A 17121-nucleotide genomic window follows, 5' to 3' on the forward strand; every position below is an offset into this window, starting at 1 on the left:
ATGAACCACACGTCAGCCGCCGTAGCGGGTGCGGCGGCCTTCGTATGGCTCGGGATGGTGCTGGCCATCTCGTTCCTGGAGACGCCGTTGAAGTTCCGCGCCCCCGGAGTGACCGTCCCTGTCGGACTGGGTATCGGCCGACTCGTCTTCCAGGCGCTGAACCTCGCCGAGACAGCACTGGCGGGCGTGGTGGTCGTCGCGGTTGTGGTGGGAAGCGCACCGGCGGTGGTCACCCTGCTGACCGTCGTCGTGGCCGCCCTGCTCCTCGGGCAGCTGGCAGTGATACGCCCGCGGCTCAACCGGAGGTCCGACCGGGTACTGGCCGGCGAGGACCTTCCGCGCTCGCGTGGCCACCTGCAGTACGTGATCGCCGAGATCGCCAAGGTCATGCTCCTGATCGGCCTTGGCATCAGCGTTCTGGCCGTGTGACCGGCCCGCAACGCCGATGCTCGGCGCAGTCAGAGCCCTCTCGGCAAACTGCGACGCATTGTCCGGAACTGGCCCGGTATAGGCACCTGTAGTAGTTCGCCCGGTAAGTGACCCCACGATCCGAGGAGAGCCGCTATGAGTGCGACACCTGACGCCGAAGAAGCGGCGGCAGCCGCACCGTTGAGTGCCCGGCGCCGGAAGCATCCTGGTCAGCTGGGCGACCACGACCGACCGCAAGAGAATCGGAACGCTGTACATCACGACATCGTTCGCGTTCTTCCTCATGGGCGGCGTCATGGCACTCCTGATGCGCGCCGAACTCGCCCGGCCGGGTCTGCAGATCATGTCGAACGAGCAGTTCAACCAGGCGTTCACGATGCACGGCACGATCATGCCGCTGATGTTCGCAACGCCGCTGTTCGCCGCCTTCGCCAACTGGATCATGCCACTGCAGATCGGCGCTCCGACCTCGCCCGGCCACAGAGGGGCGGTGAACCAGCCAGACCCCGATGCGGCGTCCCGACGGCGAAACTTGCATGGAGGGGCCTTCGGCGGGACCGTGGAATGGTGTTCCGTTGGCAGGTGTGGCCTCAGTTCATGGCCGCGTTTGCCAAGACGCGCGGAGGGCTGAGGGCAACGCACACGCATGGTGAGCGCCTGCCCGGCGTCGCGATGATGTCGGTGGTGGCTTTGACCATTCCGCTTGTCCTGCTGGAGCTGGCGATCAGCGACAGCACGGTGAGACTGATTCCCCTCCTGGTCATGTTGCCCGCGCTGACGGCTGCGGTGGGCACGCTGCGCGAGACGGTGTACGCCGTCGTGTGGGTGGTCCTGGTCATCACCGCAGTACTGGCGTATCGGCCGCTTCCCTCGCTCGGTGACCAGGTCATTGTGATGCTGCTGGCCTTGGTGCTGGGTGCGCTGTCCGTGCTGACCTGCCGTAGGCGGATCAAGGGGGAGGAGGAAGCACGACGGATGCGATCCGGCGCAGCCGCGCTTCAGCGTCAGATGCTGCGCCCACTGCCCGTGCTCACTGATCGGGCGATCGTCGACGGAGTCTGTCTGATGGTGGAGGAAGACCTGCTGGTGGGCGGGGACATCTACGAGGCGGTGTCCTCGCCCTACGGTTCGCGTCTGCTCATCGGCGACGTTCAGGGCAAGGGCTTGACGGCGGTGGCGGCTGCTTTCGCGGTGCTCGGCGCGTTTCGGGAGACCGCCCAGAGTGAGCCTACGCTCACGGCGGTCGCGGACGCCCTGGAGGCGGCGGTCGAGCGGCACAACGCCTTTGCCGCGCAGACCGGTGAGCCCGAGCGCTTCGTTACCGCCCTCCTGCTCGGCGTAGATGATTCCTCTGCGACACAGGCCCTGAACTGCGGACACCTTGCGCCGTATCTCATGGATGCGGGCCCCGTCACCGTCGCTCCCACGGGCGAACCAGGCGTACCGCTCGGTCTGGCCGAACTCTCTGAGGAACCAAGGACCGTCGAGTGGTTCGTCTTCCCGCCCGGCGCGACACTCCTGCTCTGCAGCGACGGCGTCACCGAAGCACGTGACGCCGCCGGCGAGTTCTATCCCCTCGAAGAACAACTTAGGGGCTGGGCCGATGTGTCCCCATGGAAGGTGGCCCACAAACTGGCTGCTGACCTGCACCGTTATACCGATGGCGACCAGCGGGACGACATCACCGCGCTGGTGGTCCGCAAGGTCAACTGAACGGGAAGGCTTTCCATGACGCAGTCCACCGGCCATGCGCCCATCGTGGTGGGAACCGATGGCTCAGGAGCTTCCGAACTCGCCATGCGCTTCGCCCTGCAGGAGGCACAGCTGCGCAGTACCAGCGTGCGTGCCGTGTGTGCATACGATTTCACCGTCACCAGGGCAACTATGTCCGGCTGGCTGACCGTGCCGGATTCCTACGATCTGGACACGCAGATACGTGACGCCACCTACGAGTCCATTGCCCACACGGTGGAAGAGGCCAGGCAGGCGTTGGGCGGTCCTCCCGTCGAGGTGGAGATCAAGGTGGAGCCGGGTCGTCCCGCGCAGGTCCTGCTGGAGGCGAGCGCAGACGCCGGCCTCCTGGTCGTGGGCAGCAGAGGCTCTGGAGCGTGGGGACGCCTCACCCTGGGTTCCACCAGCACCGAGGTCGTGCATCACGCACACCTCCCGGTCGTCGTCGTGCCGTCCAGGACGCAAGCAGAACCAACCTGACGCACGACAACCCCCTGCCGCGTGCCGCGGATTCCAGACCCACCGGCATGTGGCCTGATCCGGAATCGGATGAGGAGGAAGCATCGTGGATGTGCTTACCCGGTTGTCGCAGAGCGGAGTGTCCATCTGGCTCGACGACCTGAGCCGGCAACGACTGACCGACGGCAGCCTGGCGCGGCTGGTCAGGGACCGGCATGTCGTGGGGGTGACGACGAACCCGACGATCTTCGCGAAGGCCATCACGGGCAGCGATATCTACTCCGCCCAGATCAAGGACCTGGCGCTGCGCTCCGTCGAGGTAGGCGAGGCACTGCGGGCATTGACCACCTTCGACGTGCGCTGGGCCTGCGACGTGCTGCGCCCGGCCTACGAGGCGAGCGACACCGTCGACGGGCGGGTCTCGATCGAGGTCGACCCCAGGAACGCGCATGACACCGCCCGCACGGTCGCCGAAGCGCGGGCACTGTGGTGGCTGGTGGACCGGCCGAATCTGTTCGTGAAGATCCCGGCAGCCAAGCAGGGCCTGGAAGCGATCAGCGCGTGTCTGGCCGAGGGCATCAGCATCAACGTCACGCTGTTGTTCTCGCTGGAGCGCTACGACGCGGTGACAGAGGCATTCCTGACCGGCATGGAACGCGCCCGCGAAGGAGGGCACGACCTGTCCGGGATCGCGTCGGTGGCGTCGTTCTTCGTCTCCCGGGTGGATAGCGAGATCGACCGGCGGCTCGACCGCCTGGGCGGCGACCGGGCCGCCGCCCTGCGCGGGCGGGCCGCGGTCGCCAACGCCCGGATCGCCTACGAGCACTACGAGCACACTCTCGCCACGGACCGCTGGAAGCGCCTGGAGAGGGCCGGTGCCAGACCGCAGCGCCTCCTGTGGGCTTCCACGGGCGTGAAGGACCCGGCCTACGCCGACACCCGATACGTGATGGACCTGGTCGCCCCCAATGTCGTCAGCACCATGCCGGAGGCGACACTCAACGCTGTCGCCGACCACGGCGGGCTCCCGACCAGCAGCATCCGCGACACCTACGACGAGGCGCACAACCTCCTCGACGAACTCGCCGGACTCGGCATCGGCTACGCCGACGTCGTCCAGATGCTGGAGGACGAAGGCGTGCAGAAGTTCGACGCCAGCTGGGACGAACTCGCCGGGAAACTCGCTGCCGGCCTGACGACGCCGACAGCACCCGGCCGCCGAGCGACCGTCAACAGCAGGGAGGACGCGTGATGGCACTGGCCACGTTCGTGATGACGGTGACAGATGGGTGCTCCCCCCACTCTGCCCGGCAAGGGGCTCATCGCGCGATTCGAGCACGACCGGCTGCACCGTCCGGGTAGACGGCGCACGCCTGGCGAAGGCCCACCTGCCGGGGGCCCACCGCGGTGCCAGAGCACACCGAAGGGATGCCGCGCATGCCAAGACTCGCCATCAACGGCTCGGGCGCATCGGCCGTGCGGCGTTGAAGATCATGCACGAGGTGGACGGTGTGAAGGTCGTCGCCGTCAACGACCCCATCGAGGTGGACAAACTCGCCTACCTACTGGCCCATGACAGCGTCTCTGGCCGCTACTACGAGCCCGTTGACCGACGGCAGCACGCTGAGGTCTGCGATACGGGGATGCAGGCGGAACCGGTGGGTGTGTCAGGGGTGATGGGTGCGACGAGGTCCATGACGTACTCCTCGCGTGAGGGAAATGCATCGCAGGCGGCGGCCGGCGTCAGGAAGGGGTTGGTGTCGTCGGCGAGGAGCAGGGCGGCTCGAGGCGGACGCAGCAGTGTCCCTGGCTGGGCGCGAGGCGCGCTTGGAAGCCGCCTTCGTCGAGCCCTTGGAGCACGCCGTGGAGCAGGTGGAGATTCATGCCGCACACCGTCTGGGTGTGTTCGCGGGCGAGCGCGTGGAAGGGGCAGTTGCCCAGAACGACGGCATCACCGTCATGGCGGGGCTCGAATCCGTATCGCTCCAGCAGGTCGAACACGCCCGTGTGGTTCTGGCCGGCCAACTGCGTGCCCAGTTCGTGGGCTTTGCGATGCAGCACGCCGCGCACCGGCTCGCCGGTGGCCTCGGATTCCTCCAGGGCCTGCGCGAGGAGCCGTCCGGCCAGTTCGTAGTGCCGCTCCGGCAGGCTGATGGTGACCTGCTTGCTGGACCGCTTGTAGAGCTTGGCCGGCCTGCCCGCTCCCGGCCCCGTGCGTCCACTGCGTCGTTCGTAGACGACGTCGAGCAGTGATTCCTCAGCCAAGCGGTCCAGGTGGAAGGCCGCTGTCTGCCGGGCCAGGCCAAGGGCTTCGGCTGCTTCGTCACGGCCGACCGGGCTCGGCTGGCGCACGACGTGTTCGTAGAGCCTCCTGCGGGTCGGCTCGTCCAGAGCAGCGACGGCAGAGACGTCGGGATGAAGTGCTTCCTTCGGGTGGTCCACGAACACCAGTGTAAAACCCACAGCCATTGATTAAAGAAGGGTTCTGCGCTTCTATAGATAGTGAGAGTTGTCGATAGAAGGAGCCGACATGTCGTCCGTAACCGCAACCCCCACGTCCGCCGCCCGTCGGCGGGCTGTGCTCACCGATCCCAGCTACCAGGCTTTTGTCATCCTGCGCGCCGCGTTCACTGTGGCGCCGATCCTGTTCGGGCTGGACAAATTCGCCAACCTGCTCGTCGACTGGCCCAACTACCTCGCTCCCTGGGTCAACGACATCGTTCCGGGCAGTGCCCAAGGCGCCATGTATGCCGTCGGTGTCATCGAGATCGTGGCCGGCATCGCCGTGGCCGTCGCACCACGGTTCGGGGGCTGGCTGGTGGCCGGATGGCTGGCCGGCATCATCGTCAACCTGCTGACCATCCCGGACTACTACGACGTCGCACTGCGCGACTTCGGGCTTCTGCTCGCCGCGGTCGCCCTTGCCCGACTCGCCCAGCACTACCACGGCAAGCGGCGAGCGAGCTAAAGCCCGTACAGGATCCCTAGCGGCGAGGTCTGCCGTGGTGCGGCCGTGCCGGGAGCCCGGCGAGATCGGCGCCGCGGCGCAGCACGTCGCGGAGCATGGCGGGGGTCAGGGTGCGGGTGGACATGTTGCGCTGGCTGGGGTGGTAGCCGCCGACCAGGTGCAGCGGCCGTCCGCCGGCCGGATGGGAGAGCAGCACCTCGGCGCCGTGCCCGAAGACCGGGCGCGGGCGGGGCAGCTGCCATCCCGCTTCCGCGAGTACTGGCCGCAGGGCCTGCCAGGCGAACGCGCCGAGTACCACGATGGTCCGAAGGGTGGGCCGCAGAAGTTCCAACTCGCGGGCGAGCCATGGCCTGCAGGTGTCCCGCTCACCGGTGGTGGGCCGGTTGTCGGGCGGGGCGCAGTGCACCGGCACCGTGATCCGCACCCCGTACAGTTCCAGCCCGTCGTCCCGGTGGGTGGCGGCGGGTTGGGAAGCCAGCCCGAGGTCGTACAGGGCGGCGTACAGCGCATCGCCGGACGGGTCGCCGGTGAAGATGCGCCCGGTGCGGTTGCCGCCGTGCGCGGCCGGAGCCAGTCCGACGATCCCCAGGGGTGCGTCCGACGGGCCGAAACCAGGCACCGGACGCGCCCAGTACTCCCAGTCCCGGAAAGCTCTGCGCTTGACCCGGGCGGCCTCCTCGCGCCAGGCCACCAGGCGCGGGCAGGCCCGGCAGGTGGCGATTGCCGTGTCCAGGTCGCGGAGCGAGCCCGTTCGGGGAGCGGTGCGCGACGGGAAGTCAGGGTTCTGCGTCGTCCGGCTGCTGCGCATGCTCGGCCTCCTCCTCGCCATGGTCACACCTGGGCGGAGACCGGGCGCTGTCGGCGGATGCCGGACCGGCTCGCGCGGGCGATCACCAATAGACTGGGTGCATCAGACACACCCGTATGCAGCGCGATACGAGCCGTCCACCGGCTCCCGGGCCGGGGCGACCGATCTGGTTCGGAGGGTGCCGTCATGGCCAAACAGATCACCTACCGGCGCGTCTACGAAGAGACCTCTCGTGCCGATGGCAAGCGGGTCCTCGTCGATCGGGTCTGGCCGCGGGGCATGCGCAAGGAGGACGCGCACCTGGATGAGTGGCTGCGCGATGTGGCCCCCTCCAGCGATCTGCGCAAGTGGTACGGCCACGAGCCCGACCGTTTCACCGAGTTCCGCCGCCGCTACCTGGCTGAACTGCGTGATGCCGGACATCGGCAGGCCACCGAGCATCTGCGGGACCTCGCCGCGCACGGCAGGCTCACCTTGCTGACCGCCACGAAGGACGTGGACCACAGCCAGGCCGCCGTCTTGGCCCAATGGCTGACCGAGAAGCAGTGACCAGTGGGTCCGGGCCCAAGCCGGCCAAGCCGCGGAATTCTGACCGTCGGTGGCAGGCACGCGGGTATGCACTCCGCAAGATCGTCTCGCTGGAGGCCATCGAACAACGCCGTGACCGGCCGTCTCGAACGGCGACCAAACGGAAAACGTGAACCGCACGGGTGATGCCGCGCAAACCGCCAGGGACGCCTCGGTGAAGCTGCAAACCACGAGGTGATGATCCGCGGCACGTTCGCCAACATCCGGCTGCGCAACCTGCTCGCCCCCGGCACCGAGGGCGGCCTCACCCGCCACTTGCCCGACGGCGAGCAGACCACCATCTTCGACGCCGCCATGCGCTACGCCGACGAAGGTGTCCCACTGCTGGTGATCGCCGGGAAGGAGTACGGGTCCGGCTCGTCCCGCGACTGGGCGGCCAAGGGCACCGCCCTGCTCGGGGTGAAGGCCGTACTGGCCGAGTCCTTCGAGCGCATCCACCGCTCCCACCTCATCGGGCTGGGCGTCCTGCCCCTGCAGTTCCTGACCGGCCAGAGCAGGCAGTCCCTGGGCCTGACCGGCGAGGAAACCTACACAGTCCGCGGGCTGGCCGACACCAGCGAGCTGCCCCGCCAGGTGGACATCACCGCCGACAGTCCCAGCGGCACGATCCGCTTCACCGCCCGCGTACGCATCGACACTGCCACCGAGGGCGACTACTACCGGCATGGCGGCATGCTGCCCTACGCCCTGCGCACCCTCCTGCCGGCCTGACGGCAAGGGGCCGGGCGCGTGTCACTCTCACCATTCCGGGCTGTCCAGGGGGGTGCGCAGGGCGAGCAGGGCAACATCGTCGTCGAACACCTGCCGGCTTCGGCTGATGAGGGTGTCACACAGCTCCTCCAGCGGGGCCGTGGTCAGGCGGGCGGCCTGTTCGGCGAGGTCGCCAAGTCCGGTGTCGATGTCCTGGTCGCGGCGCTCGACCAGCCCGTCGGTGAACAGCAGCAAAGTGCTGCCGGGCGGGAGGGGGTGTTCGTGGCTGTACCGGGAGACGGACGCATCGATGCCCACCGGGATTCCGTGACGGGCTGGTGCGAGGTAGCGCGTGCTGCCGTCCGCGCCGACCAGCAGCGGCGGCAGATGTCCGGCGTTGCTCCAGCTGAACGTGTACCCCCCGGCCTCTCCACGGCCGCGCTCGATGCGGCCGAGTACCAGGGTTGCTGTGGGCGGGTCGTCGAACATCGTCAGGGCGTGGTCCAGTCTCGACATGACCTGGCCGGGCGGCTCGCCCCGGTCGAGGGCGAGGGCCCGCAGCATGTTGCGGATCTGGCCCATCAGCGGGGCTGCCTCGACATTGTGGCCGGTCACGTCGCCCACCACCACGCAGGTGGCGCCGTCGGGCAAGGCCATGGCGTCGTACCAGTCCCCGCCCAGCCTGGGCAGGACCGAGGCCGGTTCGTAGCGGGCGGTGACCTTGAGCGGCGAAAGGTCGGGAAGGACGGGCAGCATTCGGAGCTGGAAGTGCTCGGCGGCGTGTTTGAGGTGCTCGTACAGGCGGGCGTTTTCGAGGCTGACGCCCGCCGCACTGGCCAGCGCGGTCAGCAGCCCCTCGTCGTCGTCATCGAAGGGTGTGCCGTCCTTCTTGTCGGCGAGGTAGAGGTCGCCGTATACGGTGCCGCGCACCATGAGCGGAACACCTATCAGGGTCTGCATGAGCGGATGCCCGGGCGGAAATCCGACGGAACGAGGGTGCGTGGCCACATCCGCCACCCGCAGCGGCTCCCGCTCGTCCACCATGGTGTGCAGCAGCCCATGCCCCTGCGGCAGGCCCATGTCAGCGCACAGGTGCGGGTCGTCGATGCCCACCGTGATCAGGTCGATGACCTTGCCGCTCTCCGAGAGCACGCCCAGTGCCCCGTAGCGCGCGGCCACGAGGTCGGTTGCTGCTTCCACGATGCGGTGCAGCACTGTGCGGGTGTCCATGTCGGTACTGACCGCCCCGATCGCGTCCAGCAAATGCCGCAGCCGGTGCCGGTCCAGAGCACGCTGCGGCGGCTGAGCGGCCACGCCGTCCCGGGCCTGGCCCCGCCCCCGCCTCTGCCACGGGTTGTGCGCCATCGTGCTTCCTCCCGGCGCCATCAGGCGCCGTCATCACGTCGCCCCGCCTTGTCACACTACGCGCCCACCTGGCCGGAAGCAGGCCGCACCGGCACGCCGGACATGTGCCCACCCCACGAGGCCGCTGCGTCTGGTGTCCCCCGGCCATGCCGACCGCCTATAGGGCACGGTCAGGGCACGATGACGACGGGGCAGTGCGCGTGGCGGGCCATCCACGCCGACACCGACCCGATCAGGTGGTGCAGCCGGTGCTCCGGCGCGCCAAGCACCAGCGCGTCGGCCTGATGCTCGTCCGCAAGCCGGGCCAGCTCACGCGCCGCATCCCCGATACAGGAGGCGACGTGGACGTCCGGACCGGCCGACGTGGCCGCGGGCAGCGTGTCGGCGAGTTCAGAGCGCAGCCAGGCGAGCACATCGGCCTCCCGCTCGGCTTCGGGGACGACAACGGCCCCCGGGTCGGACGAGACGGGGGCGGGAGTGATGTATGCGACCAGCAGCGGCCGCCCGGTCCGGCGGGCCAGTCCCGTCGCCCACGCCAGGGCGCGGCGGCCGGCCGTGGATCCGTCGTAGCCCGCCACTACAGGATGCGCCGGAGTAGCGGGTGCTCGGGGGGCCTGCCCACCTTCCACAACAGCACCATACAGAGGCGGAGCGGTCAGGCAGTCCTCCGAATGAGGGCCAGATACATGGCGTCGGTCCCGTGCAGGTGCGGCCACAGCTGTACGTCCGGACCGGCGCCGAGGTCCGGTACGCCCGGCAGGAGCGGGCGTGCGTCGACGAGTTCGGCGCCCGGGTGCTGCTTGAGCAGGTCGTCGACGACGGCCCGGGTCTCGGCCAGGTGCGGCGAGCAGGTGGCGTAGCCGACGACGCCGCCGACCCGTACGGCGTCCAGGGCGGAACGCAACAGGGCACGCTGGAGCGGCCCGAACTGGTCCAGGTCCTCGGGACGGCGTCGCCAGCGCGCCTCGGGCCGCCGCCGCAACGCGCCGAGCCCCGTGCAGGGCACGTCCATCAGCACCCGGTCGAAGGACCCGGGCCGCCACGGCGGACGGGTCCCGTCGGCGGTGATGACCTGGTAGGGCCCGGGGTTGCCGCGCAGCGCCTTCGCGACCAGGCCGGCCCGGTGCGGCTGCTTCTCGGAGGCGAGCAGGGCCGCCCCCCGCTCGGCGGCCAGCGCCCCGAGCAGCGCCGCCTTCCCGCCGGGCCCGGCACACCCGTCGAGCCACTTCTCGTCCGGCCCGTCCAGGGGGGCGTTGGCGAGCGCCAGCGCCACGAGCTGACTGCCCTCGTCCTGCACGCCCGCACGGCCGTCCCGTACGGCCTCGATCGCGCCGGGCTCACCGCCTTCGGTGAGCCGCACGGCATACGGCGACCAGCGCCCCGCGACCGCGGCCTCCTCCCGGAGCAACTCCTCGGTCGTGGCCCGCCCGGGCCGCGCGACCAGAGTCACCTCGGGCCGCTCGTTGTCCGCCTCCAGCAGTCGCTCGATGCCGGCCCGGCCGCCGCCGAGGGAGTCCCACAGCGCGGACACGACCCAGCGCGGATGCGAATGGACGACGGCGAGGTGATCCTCGGGGTCGTCCTCGTAGGGCGGCGCGACCTTCTCGATCCAGCCGTCGAGATCGTCCTGCGCGACCTTCCGCAGCACGGCGTTGACGAACTTGGCCCGCCCGTCACCGAGCACGACCCGGGCCAGCTCGACCGAGGCCGACACGGCCGCATGGGTCGGGATCCGCGTCCCGAGCAGCTGGTGCACCCCGAGGCTCAGCACGTCCAGCACAGGCGGGTCGACCTCGCGCAGCGGCCGGTCCACACAGGCGGAGATGACGGCGTCGTAGGTCCCCTGCCAGCGCAGCGTCCCGTACACCAGCTCCGTCGCGAGCGCCGCGTCCCGCCCGTCGAACGTGTCCGGTCCCTCCTTCTCCCGCGCCTTGCGCAGCAGCGGCGGCAGAACGAGGTTGGCGTACGCGTCCCGCTCGTCCACGGCCCTCAGCGCCTCGAAGGCGAGCATGCGGACAGGGTCCTTCTTGGGCCGACGATAGGGCTTGGGGGACTTGCGGGGCGCAGGAGAGGTGTCGCTCACGAAAAAGGTGCTCCGGTATGTCTGGTCGGACTACGCACCCAGCCTACGTCCCACCCACCGCCCTGCTACCTCCCACCCACCACCCTGCTACCTCCCACCCACCACCCTGCTACCTCCCACCCACCACCCTGCTACCTCCCACCCACCACCCTGCTACCTCCCACCCACCACCCTGCTACCTCCCACCCACCACCCTGCTACCTCCCACCCACCACCCTGCTACCTCCCACCCACCACCCTGCTACCTCCCACCCACCACCCTGCTACCTCCCACCCACCACCCTGCTACCTCCCACCCACCACCCTGCTACCCGCCGAGGGGCTCCCCGTCGGCGATCCGCACGCCCCGCGCCCAGTCCGCCGCCCGCATCGGCTTCTTGCCCTGGGCCTGCACCCACAGCAGCTCGACGGCGTACGAACCGGTGCCGACGTGCACGCTGTTCTTGCCGACGGCGAGCTGCCCGGGTACGAGGTCGGTCCGCTCCGGCACGGGCGTGACCTGGATCAGCTTGAGCCGCTCCTCCCGGAAGGTGGTCCAGGCGCCGGGCGCCGGGGTGCAGCCGCGCACGACCCGGTCGACCCGCAGCGCCGGGGTGGCCCAGTCGACCTGGGCGTCCTCGACGGTGATCTTCGGAGCTGTGGTGATGCCCTCGGCCGGCTGCGGTACGGCCTTCAGCGTGCCGTCCTCTATGCCGTCCATGGTCGCGGAGAGCAGCCCGGCGCCGGCGAAGGCGAGCCGGGTCAGCAGGTCGCCGCTGGTGTCGGTGTGCCGGATCTCCTCGGTCACCGTGCCGTAGACCGGCCCGGAGTCGAGGCCCTCCTCGATGAGGAAGGTGGAGGCCCCCGTGATCTCGTCCCCGGCCATGATGGCGTGCTGAACGGGCGCGGCGCCGCGCCAGGCCGGCAGCAGGGAGAAGTGCAGGTTGACCCAGCCCTGGGCGGGAACGTCGAGGGCGACGCGGGGCAGCAGGGCGCCGTAGGCGACGACGGGACAGCAGTCGGGGCCGATCTCCCGCAACCGCTCGAGGAATTCCGGATCCCGCGGCTTGATCGGCCTCAGCACCTCGATCCCGGCCTCCTGGGCCCGCTGCGCCACAGGCGACGCGACCAGCCTGCGTCCCCGCCCGGCCGGTGCGTCGGGCCGCGTGACGACGGCGGCCACCTCGTGCCGCCCGGAGGCGATGAGAGCGTCCAGAGCGGGAACGGCGACCTCGGGGGTACCGGCGAAGACGAGCTTCATGGGTGGGCGGGGCCTCTCGGACGGGGGCTGTTGCGGCGACATACAAGTCTATGACCTCGACCGGAAAGCTCCAGGACCACACCGCGAAAGCCCCACGGCCACGTGTGCCGACGGGAAGGATCCGGGCGAGGTCCACGGCGGGGAACGGCACCTGGGGGCGTATGCATATGCCCCCGCGCCCCCAGACCGTGACCCCCGAAGCAAAAACACGTTGGTCAAGAAAGATTGACCACAACGGGCCGCGATCGCGCGGCCCGGATCCTTTTCAACGCCGGTTCGAGAGGCTTGTTCATGGCCGACCACGCAACCCACGACGCCCAGGCTCGGGCCAGCCTGCACTTGCTGGTGCGGGACATCGAGCGGGTCCGCCGGCAGGTGGACGCACTGCGCACGCTCACCGCCCAGCTGGGCAACGTCTACCGCCCCCGCCGCTCGGGCCCCTCCACGGGCTTCGTCGTCTACGGACGCGCTCCCGCCCCGACCGTCCGTCTCGCGCAGGAACTGCGCGACAGTGTCGAGACCCTGGTCACAGCCGCGGTCGACTTCGACCGCTCCCTGGGCTTCTCATGGGACGCGGTGGGTTCCGCACTCGGGGTCACCAAGCAGGCGGTGCACCGCCGTTACGGCGCCCGTCGGGCCGCGGCTCAGGCGGCCGCCGAGACCGAGCGGGCCGCCGAGTCGGCGGGATCCCTGCCGGTCGCCGTGAACACCGGTATGCCGACGGTGCCGACGGTTCCCGCCGCCCGTTCCATGCCGACCCAGCCGACGGCCGGCAGCCCCGCCCTCCGCGAAGAGGTCAGGCCGACAGCATTCCCCGGCCCTCGCAACGGCTGAGCCACCTTCCTCCCCTGCCCTCCCGGCACGTATCCGGGAGGGCAGACGCATGTCGTGACGCCCGTGAGGAGACATGTCGGGACGGCAGAGGTGGGAAGCCATGTCTGGACGCACGTGGGGAGGCACGCCAGGACGCAGATACGGAGGCATGCGTGGACGAAGGGGGGGCGGCACGCGGGGACACGCCCGAGGACTCAACCACGCCTCGCCCGACGCCAGTCGCCCTCCTCGCCCGAGGACGAAACGAACGACCCACCTCACCCGATGTCGGGCGGATCGATCCGCACCCGAACCACGGCCTCCCCGGCCCCTCGGGCCATCCGCGCCGCCTGCGCAGCCTTCAGCGCCGTCGCCAGCGCCGCCCCGCTGCCCGGCGGCACCCGCACGAGGGCCCGCTGCCAGTGCTCCCCGGGAGGCGGCGCCCCCGCCCGCCGCGGCCGCCCGGTCACCGTGACCGGCAACGGCACGGGCCCCAGCACCTCGGCCTCCCGCGGCAGTTCGACCGTACGCAGGAATTCGGCGACCGCCTCCCCCTCCCCGGACAAAGCCGCCATCCGCGACACCGGCGGAAACCCGAGCTCGGCCCGCTCGGTGAGTTCCCGCACGGCATGGCCGACGGGATCCCAGCGCACCAGCGCCTGCACGGGCCGCAGTGTCGGCTCGGCGACGACGACCACGGTGCCGTCGGCGCCCTGCGGCCGGACGAGCGAGGCAGCCGCCATCCATCGCCGCAACGCGTCCTCTCCGGCGCGCAGATCGGGCCGCCCGAGCATGGCCCAGCCGTCCAGCAGCAGCGCCGCCGCGTATCCGCCCTCGGCGACGGGCTCGGCCCCCGGCGTGCTCACGATCAGCGCGGGCGCGTCCGGCACGGTGTCCAGCACATGCTCACGTCCGGAGGTCCGCACCGGCACGGCGGGAAACGCCCGTCCCAGTTCCTCGGCCGTCCGCCGCGCCCCCACGACCTGCGCCCGCAACCTGAACCCGCCGCACTCCGGACAGTGCCAGCCGCTCTCGTCCCGTCCGCACCATCCGCACCGAAGCGCGCCCGCCTCCTGTCCCTCCATCGGCCCGGAGCAGTGCCGGCAGCGCGCGGGCGCCCGGCAGTTGGCGCACGCCATCCGGGGGACGTACCCGCGCCGTGGCACCTGCACGAGCACCGGCCCGTGCCGCAACCCGTCCCTGACGGCCTGCCAGGCCAGGGTGGGCAGCCGGGCCGCCCGGGCGGCCTCGTCCCGCGCCAGATCCTGGTCCCCCACGGTCCGTACGAGCGGAGCGGCCGCCCGCACCTGTTCGCGTACGGCGACGAGCGGCAGGGCCCAGCCGCTCTCGACCAACTGCGCGGCCTCCACGGTGCAGCTCCAGCTGCCCAGCAGGAACCCGCACTTGTCCAGGGCGGCCCGCAGCAGCAGGACTTCCCGTGCGTGCGGCTGGGGCGCGTGCTGCTCGCTGTGGCTGTCGTCCCCGTCGTCCCAGATGGCGACAAGACCGAGATCCTGGACCGGTGCGAACATGGCGGCGCGGGTCCCGACGACGGCCCGCACCGCTCCCCGCCGCACCGCGAGCCACTCCCGGTACCGCTTCTCGGGTCCGGCCTCGGCGGTGAGCACCGCGTGCCGTCCCTCCCCCAGCAGCGCGGTCAGCGCGGCGTCGACCCGCGCGACCGCCCGCCCGTCCGGCAGCACGACCAGCGCGCCCCGCCCGGAGGCCAGCGCCGCCGCCACGGCACGCGCCAGCTCGTCGCTCCACTCGGGTCCGGGCAGCGCGTTCCAGACCGCGCGGGGCGCACCCCCCGATGCCAGCGACTCCAGAAACGCGGCCCCCCGCTCATACCGCACCCAGGACCCCGTCTCCGGGGTCCCCGGTGGCGGCAGTGGCTCGGGCGAGGGCCGCTGCTCGGCGCGCGCGCTGCGCGGCGGCACGGCCAGCTGAAGCACATCGGCGAGGCTTCCCGCGTACCGATCGGCAACGGCACGGGCCAGCCCCAGCAACTCCTCGCTCAGCACCCGCTCGGGAGAGACGACCTGGGCCAGCGCGGCCAGCGGCCCGGAGTAGTCGGACTCCGCGAGCCGCTCGACGAGAAACCCGTCGATCAACCCCCCGCCCTCACGCCGCCCGTCCCGCACCCGATGCCGCCCGGCCCCGAAGCGCACCCGGACGCGCACCCCGGGCTGCGCGTCCGCGTCCAGCTCCTCGGGCACGGCGTAGTCGAAGTACCGGTCAAGATGCAGCACGCCCTTGTCGACGAGGACCCGCGCGACGGGCAACTCCTTGGCCAGCGCGGCCCCCCGCCACGTCCGCGGCTTGGCCCTGGGCACCTCGGCCTTGCGCACACTCTCCCGGATCAAGGCAAGCTGCTCGGGCGGCGCCCCCTCGGCCCCGCCGTCCACCGCCCCGTCCTCGCTGCTCACACCTGCATTCTTACCAAACGGCACTGACAACCGACGGCGGCCCAGGATCATGCCGACTCCGCATCACGACCCACGCATCATGATCCGCGCATCATGATCTGCGCATCACACGCGTCGCGGACACACCGAGGCCCGGCCCCCAAGGGGACCGGGCCTCGCCAAGCGTCACGTCGCGGAGCTTAGAGCCCCGCCGCCTTGCGCAGTGCGTCCACGCGGTCCGTCTTCTCCCAGGTGAACTCCGGGAGTTCGCGGCCGAAGTGTCCGTAGGCCGCGGTCTGGGCGTAGATCGGGCGGAGCAGGTCGAGGTCGCGGATGATCGCGGCCGGGCGGAGGTCGAAGACCTCGTCGATGGCCTTCTCGATCTGCTCGGTGTCGACCTTGGCGGTGCCGAAGGTCTCCACGAAGAGACCGACCGGCTCGGCCTTGCCGATGGCGTACGCGACCTGGACCTCGCAGCGGGAGGCGAGGCCGGCGGCGACGACGTTCTTCGCCACCCAGCGCATCGCGTACGCGGCGGAACGGTCGACCTTGGACGGGTCCTTGCCGGAGAAGGCGCCGCCGCCGTGGCGGGCCATGCCGCCGTACGTGTCGATGATGATCTTGCGGCCGGTGAGGCCGGCGTCGCCCATCGGGCCGCCGATCTCGAAGCGGCCGGTGGGGTTGACCAGGAGGCGGTAGTTGTCCGTGTCCAGCTTGATGCCGTCGTCCAGGAGCGCCTTCAGCTCCGCCTCGACGACGAACTCGCGGATGTCGGGCGCCAGCAGCGACTCGAGGTCGATGTCGGAGGCGTGCTGCGAGGACACGACCACCGTGTCGAGGCGGACGGCCTTGTCGCCGTCGTACTCGATGGTGACCTGCGTCTTGCCGTCGGGGCGCAGGTAGGGGATGGTGCCGTTCTTGCGGACCTCGGAGAGGCGCTTCGACAGGCGGTGCGCCAGGAAGATCGGCAGCGGCATCAGGGTCGGGGTCTCGTCCGTCGCGTAGCCGAACATCAGACCCTGGTCGCCCGCGCCCTGGCGGTCCAGTTCGTCCTCGTCGCCCTCGACACGGTTCTCGTACGCCGTGTCGACGCCCTGCGCGATGTCCGGGGACTGCGCGCCGATGGACACCGAGACGCCGCAGGAGGCGCCGTCGAAGCCCTTCTTGGAGGAGTCGTAGCCGATCTCGAGGATCTTGCCGCGGACCAGGGTCGCGATGTCCGCGTAGGTCTTGGTGGTGACCTCACCGGCAACGTGGACCAGGCCGGTGGTGATCAGCGTCTCGACGGCGACCCGGGAGGTCGGGTCCTCGCGCAAAAGCGCGTCGAGAATGGTGTCGCTGATCTGGTCAGCGATCTTGTCGGGGTGACCCTCGGTCACGGACTCCGAGGTGAACAGGCGACGGGACACAACGCTCCCTGGGGTTGCAGCGGCTGCTGGCTGATCATTGGTGGACGGGCCCGGGGGCTGCGCCCGGCATCGTCCGAGAACAGTTTATCGGTCGTACTCGGCCATCGGCCTCCCTGTCTCGCCTCTCGGG

15 protein-coding genes and 3 pseudogenes are annotated in these 17121 nt (G+C 70.4%); 10 read left to right on the forward strand and 8 right to left on the reverse strand.

Annotated features, from left to right (window positions below):
* From ACYUED_RS07645 to ACYUED_RS07670, 6 genes and pseudogenes are all read left to right on the forward strand, one after another.
* Positions 1-429 (forward strand): hypothetical protein, encoded by a 429-nt coding sequence (locus ACYUED_RS07645; RefSeq protein ID WP_491291530.1) that lies wholly within the window; start codon positions 1-3, stop codon positions 427-429.
* Between the two features lie 184 nt (positions 430-613).
* Positions 614-895, forward strand: a pseudogene (locus ACYUED_RS07650) (cbb3-type cytochrome c oxidase subunit I); the annotation flags it as partial.
* Positions 896-1026: 131 nt separating this feature from the next.
* The gene (locus tag ACYUED_RS07655) at positions 1027-2142 is read left to right on the forward strand and encodes a PP2C family protein-serine/threonine phosphatase (RefSeq protein WP_491291531.1); all 1116 of its coding nucleotides are present in this window, start codon (positions 1027-1029) and stop codon (positions 2140-2142) included.
* Positions 2143-2157: 15 nt separating this feature from the next.
* Positions 2158-2640: a universal stress protein gene (locus ACYUED_RS07660; protein WP_491291532.1), complete on the forward strand. Its 483-nt coding sequence runs from the start codon at positions 2158-2160 to the stop codon at positions 2638-2640.
* Positions 2641-2722: 82 nt separating this feature from the next.
* Positions 2723-3871, forward strand: a complete 1149-nt coding sequence (gene tal, locus ACYUED_RS07665; protein WP_491294179.1) for a transaldolase — start codon at positions 2723-2725, stop codon at positions 3869-3871.
* A gap of 37 nt (positions 3872-3908) precedes the next feature.
* A pseudogene (locus ACYUED_RS07670) lies at positions 3909-4229 on the forward strand (glyceraldehyde 3-phosphate dehydrogenase NAD-binding domain-containing protein); the annotation flags it as partial.
* A gap of 133 nt (positions 4230-4362) precedes the next feature.
* Here the strand turns inward: ACYUED_RS07670 and ACYUED_RS07675 are convergent.
* On the reverse strand, positions 4363-5067 hold the full coding sequence (locus ACYUED_RS07675; RefSeq protein ID WP_491294180.1) for a helix-turn-helix transcriptional regulator: 705 nt from the start codon (positions 5065-5067) through the stop codon (positions 4363-4365).
* An 82-nt stretch (positions 5068-5149) separates the two neighbouring features.
* On the opposite strand from ACYUED_RS07675, the gene ACYUED_RS07680 reads away from it, so the two are divergent.
* The gene (locus ACYUED_RS07680; RefSeq protein ID WP_491291533.1) at positions 5150-5587 is read left to right on the forward strand and encodes a hypothetical protein; all 438 of its coding nucleotides are present in this window, start codon (positions 5150-5152) and stop codon (positions 5585-5587) included.
* Between the two features lie 16 nt (positions 5588-5603).
* Here ACYUED_RS07680 and ACYUED_RS07685 read toward each other — a convergent pair whose 3' ends face one another.
* Positions 5604-6395: a uracil-DNA glycosylase gene (locus ACYUED_RS07685; protein ID WP_491291534.1), complete on the reverse strand. Its 792-nt coding sequence runs from the start codon at positions 6393-6395 to the stop codon at positions 5604-5606.
* 186 nt (positions 6396-6581) lie between these two features.
* Between ACYUED_RS07685 and ACYUED_RS07690 the strand changes: the two genes are divergently transcribed.
* Together ACYUED_RS07690 and acnA are read left to right on the forward strand one after the other, a co-directional pair.
* A complete protein-coding gene (locus tag ACYUED_RS07690) occupies positions 6582-6944 on the forward strand; it encodes a DUF488 domain-containing protein (protein ID WP_491291535.1) in 363 nt (120 codons plus the stop codon).
* A 204-nt stretch (positions 6945-7148) separates the two neighbouring features.
* Positions 7149-7694, forward strand: a pseudogene (gene acnA, locus ACYUED_RS07695) (aconitate hydratase); the annotation flags it as partial.
* A gap of 27 nt (positions 7695-7721) precedes the next feature.
* Here acnA and ACYUED_RS07700 read toward each other — a convergent pair.
* The 4 genes from ACYUED_RS07700 to fmt form a co-directional block, all read right to left on the reverse strand.
* Positions 7722-9038, reverse strand: a complete 1317-nt coding sequence (locus tag ACYUED_RS07700) for a PP2C family protein-serine/threonine phosphatase (protein ID WP_491291536.1) — start codon at positions 9036-9038, stop codon at positions 7722-7724.
* A gap of 170 nt (positions 9039-9208) precedes the next feature.
* Positions 9209-9616 (reverse strand): universal stress protein, encoded by a 408-nt coding sequence (locus tag ACYUED_RS07705; RefSeq protein WP_491291537.1) that lies wholly within the window; start codon positions 9614-9616, stop codon positions 9209-9211.
* A 77-nt stretch (positions 9617-9693) separates the two neighbouring features.
* On the reverse strand, positions 9694-11121 hold the full coding sequence (locus ACYUED_RS07710) for an RsmB/NOP family class I SAM-dependent RNA methyltransferase (protein WP_491291538.1): 1428 nt from the start codon (positions 11119-11121) through the stop codon (positions 9694-9696).
* Between the two features lie 307 nt (positions 11122-11428).
* Positions 11429-12361: a methionyl-tRNA formyltransferase gene (gene fmt / locus ACYUED_RS07715; RefSeq protein ID WP_491291539.1), complete on the reverse strand. Its 933-nt coding sequence runs from the start codon at positions 12359-12361 to the stop codon at positions 11429-11431.
* Positions 12362-12652: 291 nt separating this feature from the next.
* Between fmt and ACYUED_RS07720 the strand changes: the two genes are divergently transcribed.
* Positions 12653-13195, forward strand: coding sequence for a hypothetical protein (locus ACYUED_RS07720; RefSeq protein ID WP_491291540.1), 543 nt, complete (start codon positions 12653-12655; stop codon positions 13193-13195).
* Positions 13196-13452: 257 nt separating this feature from the next.
* Here ACYUED_RS07720 and ACYUED_RS07725 read toward each other — a convergent pair whose 3' ends face one another.
* Together ACYUED_RS07725 and metK are read right to left on the reverse strand one after the other, a co-directional pair.
* Positions 13453-15603 carry a primosomal protein N' gene (locus ACYUED_RS07725; protein WP_491291541.1) on the reverse strand — a complete coding sequence of 717 codons (2151 nt, stop codon included), beginning with the start codon at positions 15601-15603 and terminating at the stop codon, positions 13453-13455.
* Positions 15604-15782: 179 nt separating this feature from the next.
* Entirely contained in the window at positions 15783-16991 is a 1209-nt protein-coding gene (metK, locus tag ACYUED_RS07730) for a methionine adenosyltransferase (protein WP_491291542.1), read from the reverse strand.
* Positions 16992-17121 lie beyond the last annotated feature (130 nt).

Source organism: Streptomyces sp. DF42 (genome assembly GCF_058267695.1).

What these genes read in the sequence shown, in the direction of transcription:
- ACYUED_RS07660 (WP_491291532.1), top strand. Translation starts at nt 2,158, where the DNA reads ATGACGCAGTCCACCGGCCATGCGCCCATCGTGGTGGGAACCGATGGC.
- ACYUED_RS07685 (WP_491291534.1), bottom strand. Translation starts at nt 6,395, where the DNA reads ATGCGCAGCAGCCGGACGACGCAGAACCCTGACTTCCCGTCGCGCACC.
- fmt (WP_491291539.1), bottom strand. Translation starts at nt 12,361, where the DNA reads ATGAAGCTCGTCTTCGCCGGTACCCCCGAGGTCGCCGTTCCCGCTCTG.
- ACYUED_RS07700 (WP_491291536.1), bottom strand. Translation starts at nt 9,038, where the DNA reads ATGGCGCACAACCCGTGGCAGAGGCGGGGGCGGGGCCAGGCCCGGGAC.
- ACYUED_RS07690 (WP_491291535.1), top strand. Translation starts at nt 6,582, where the DNA reads ATGGCCAAACAGATCACCTACCGGCGCGTCTACGAAGAGACCTCTCGT.
- ACYUED_RS07645 (WP_491291530.1), top strand. Translation starts at nt 1, where the DNA reads ATGAACCACACGTCAGCCGCCGTAGCGGGTGCGGCGGCCTTCGTATGG.
- ACYUED_RS07720 (WP_491291540.1), top strand. Translation starts at nt 12,653, where the DNA reads ATGGCCGACCACGCAACCCACGACGCCCAGGCTCGGGCCAGCCTGCAC.
- ACYUED_RS07655 (WP_491291531.1), top strand. Translation starts at nt 1,027, where the DNA reads ATGGCCGCGTTTGCCAAGACGCGCGGAGGGCTGAGGGCAACGCACACG.
- ACYUED_RS07680 (WP_491291533.1), top strand. Translation starts at nt 5,150, where the DNA reads ATGTCGTCCGTAACCGCAACCCCCACGTCCGCCGCCCGTCGGCGGGCT.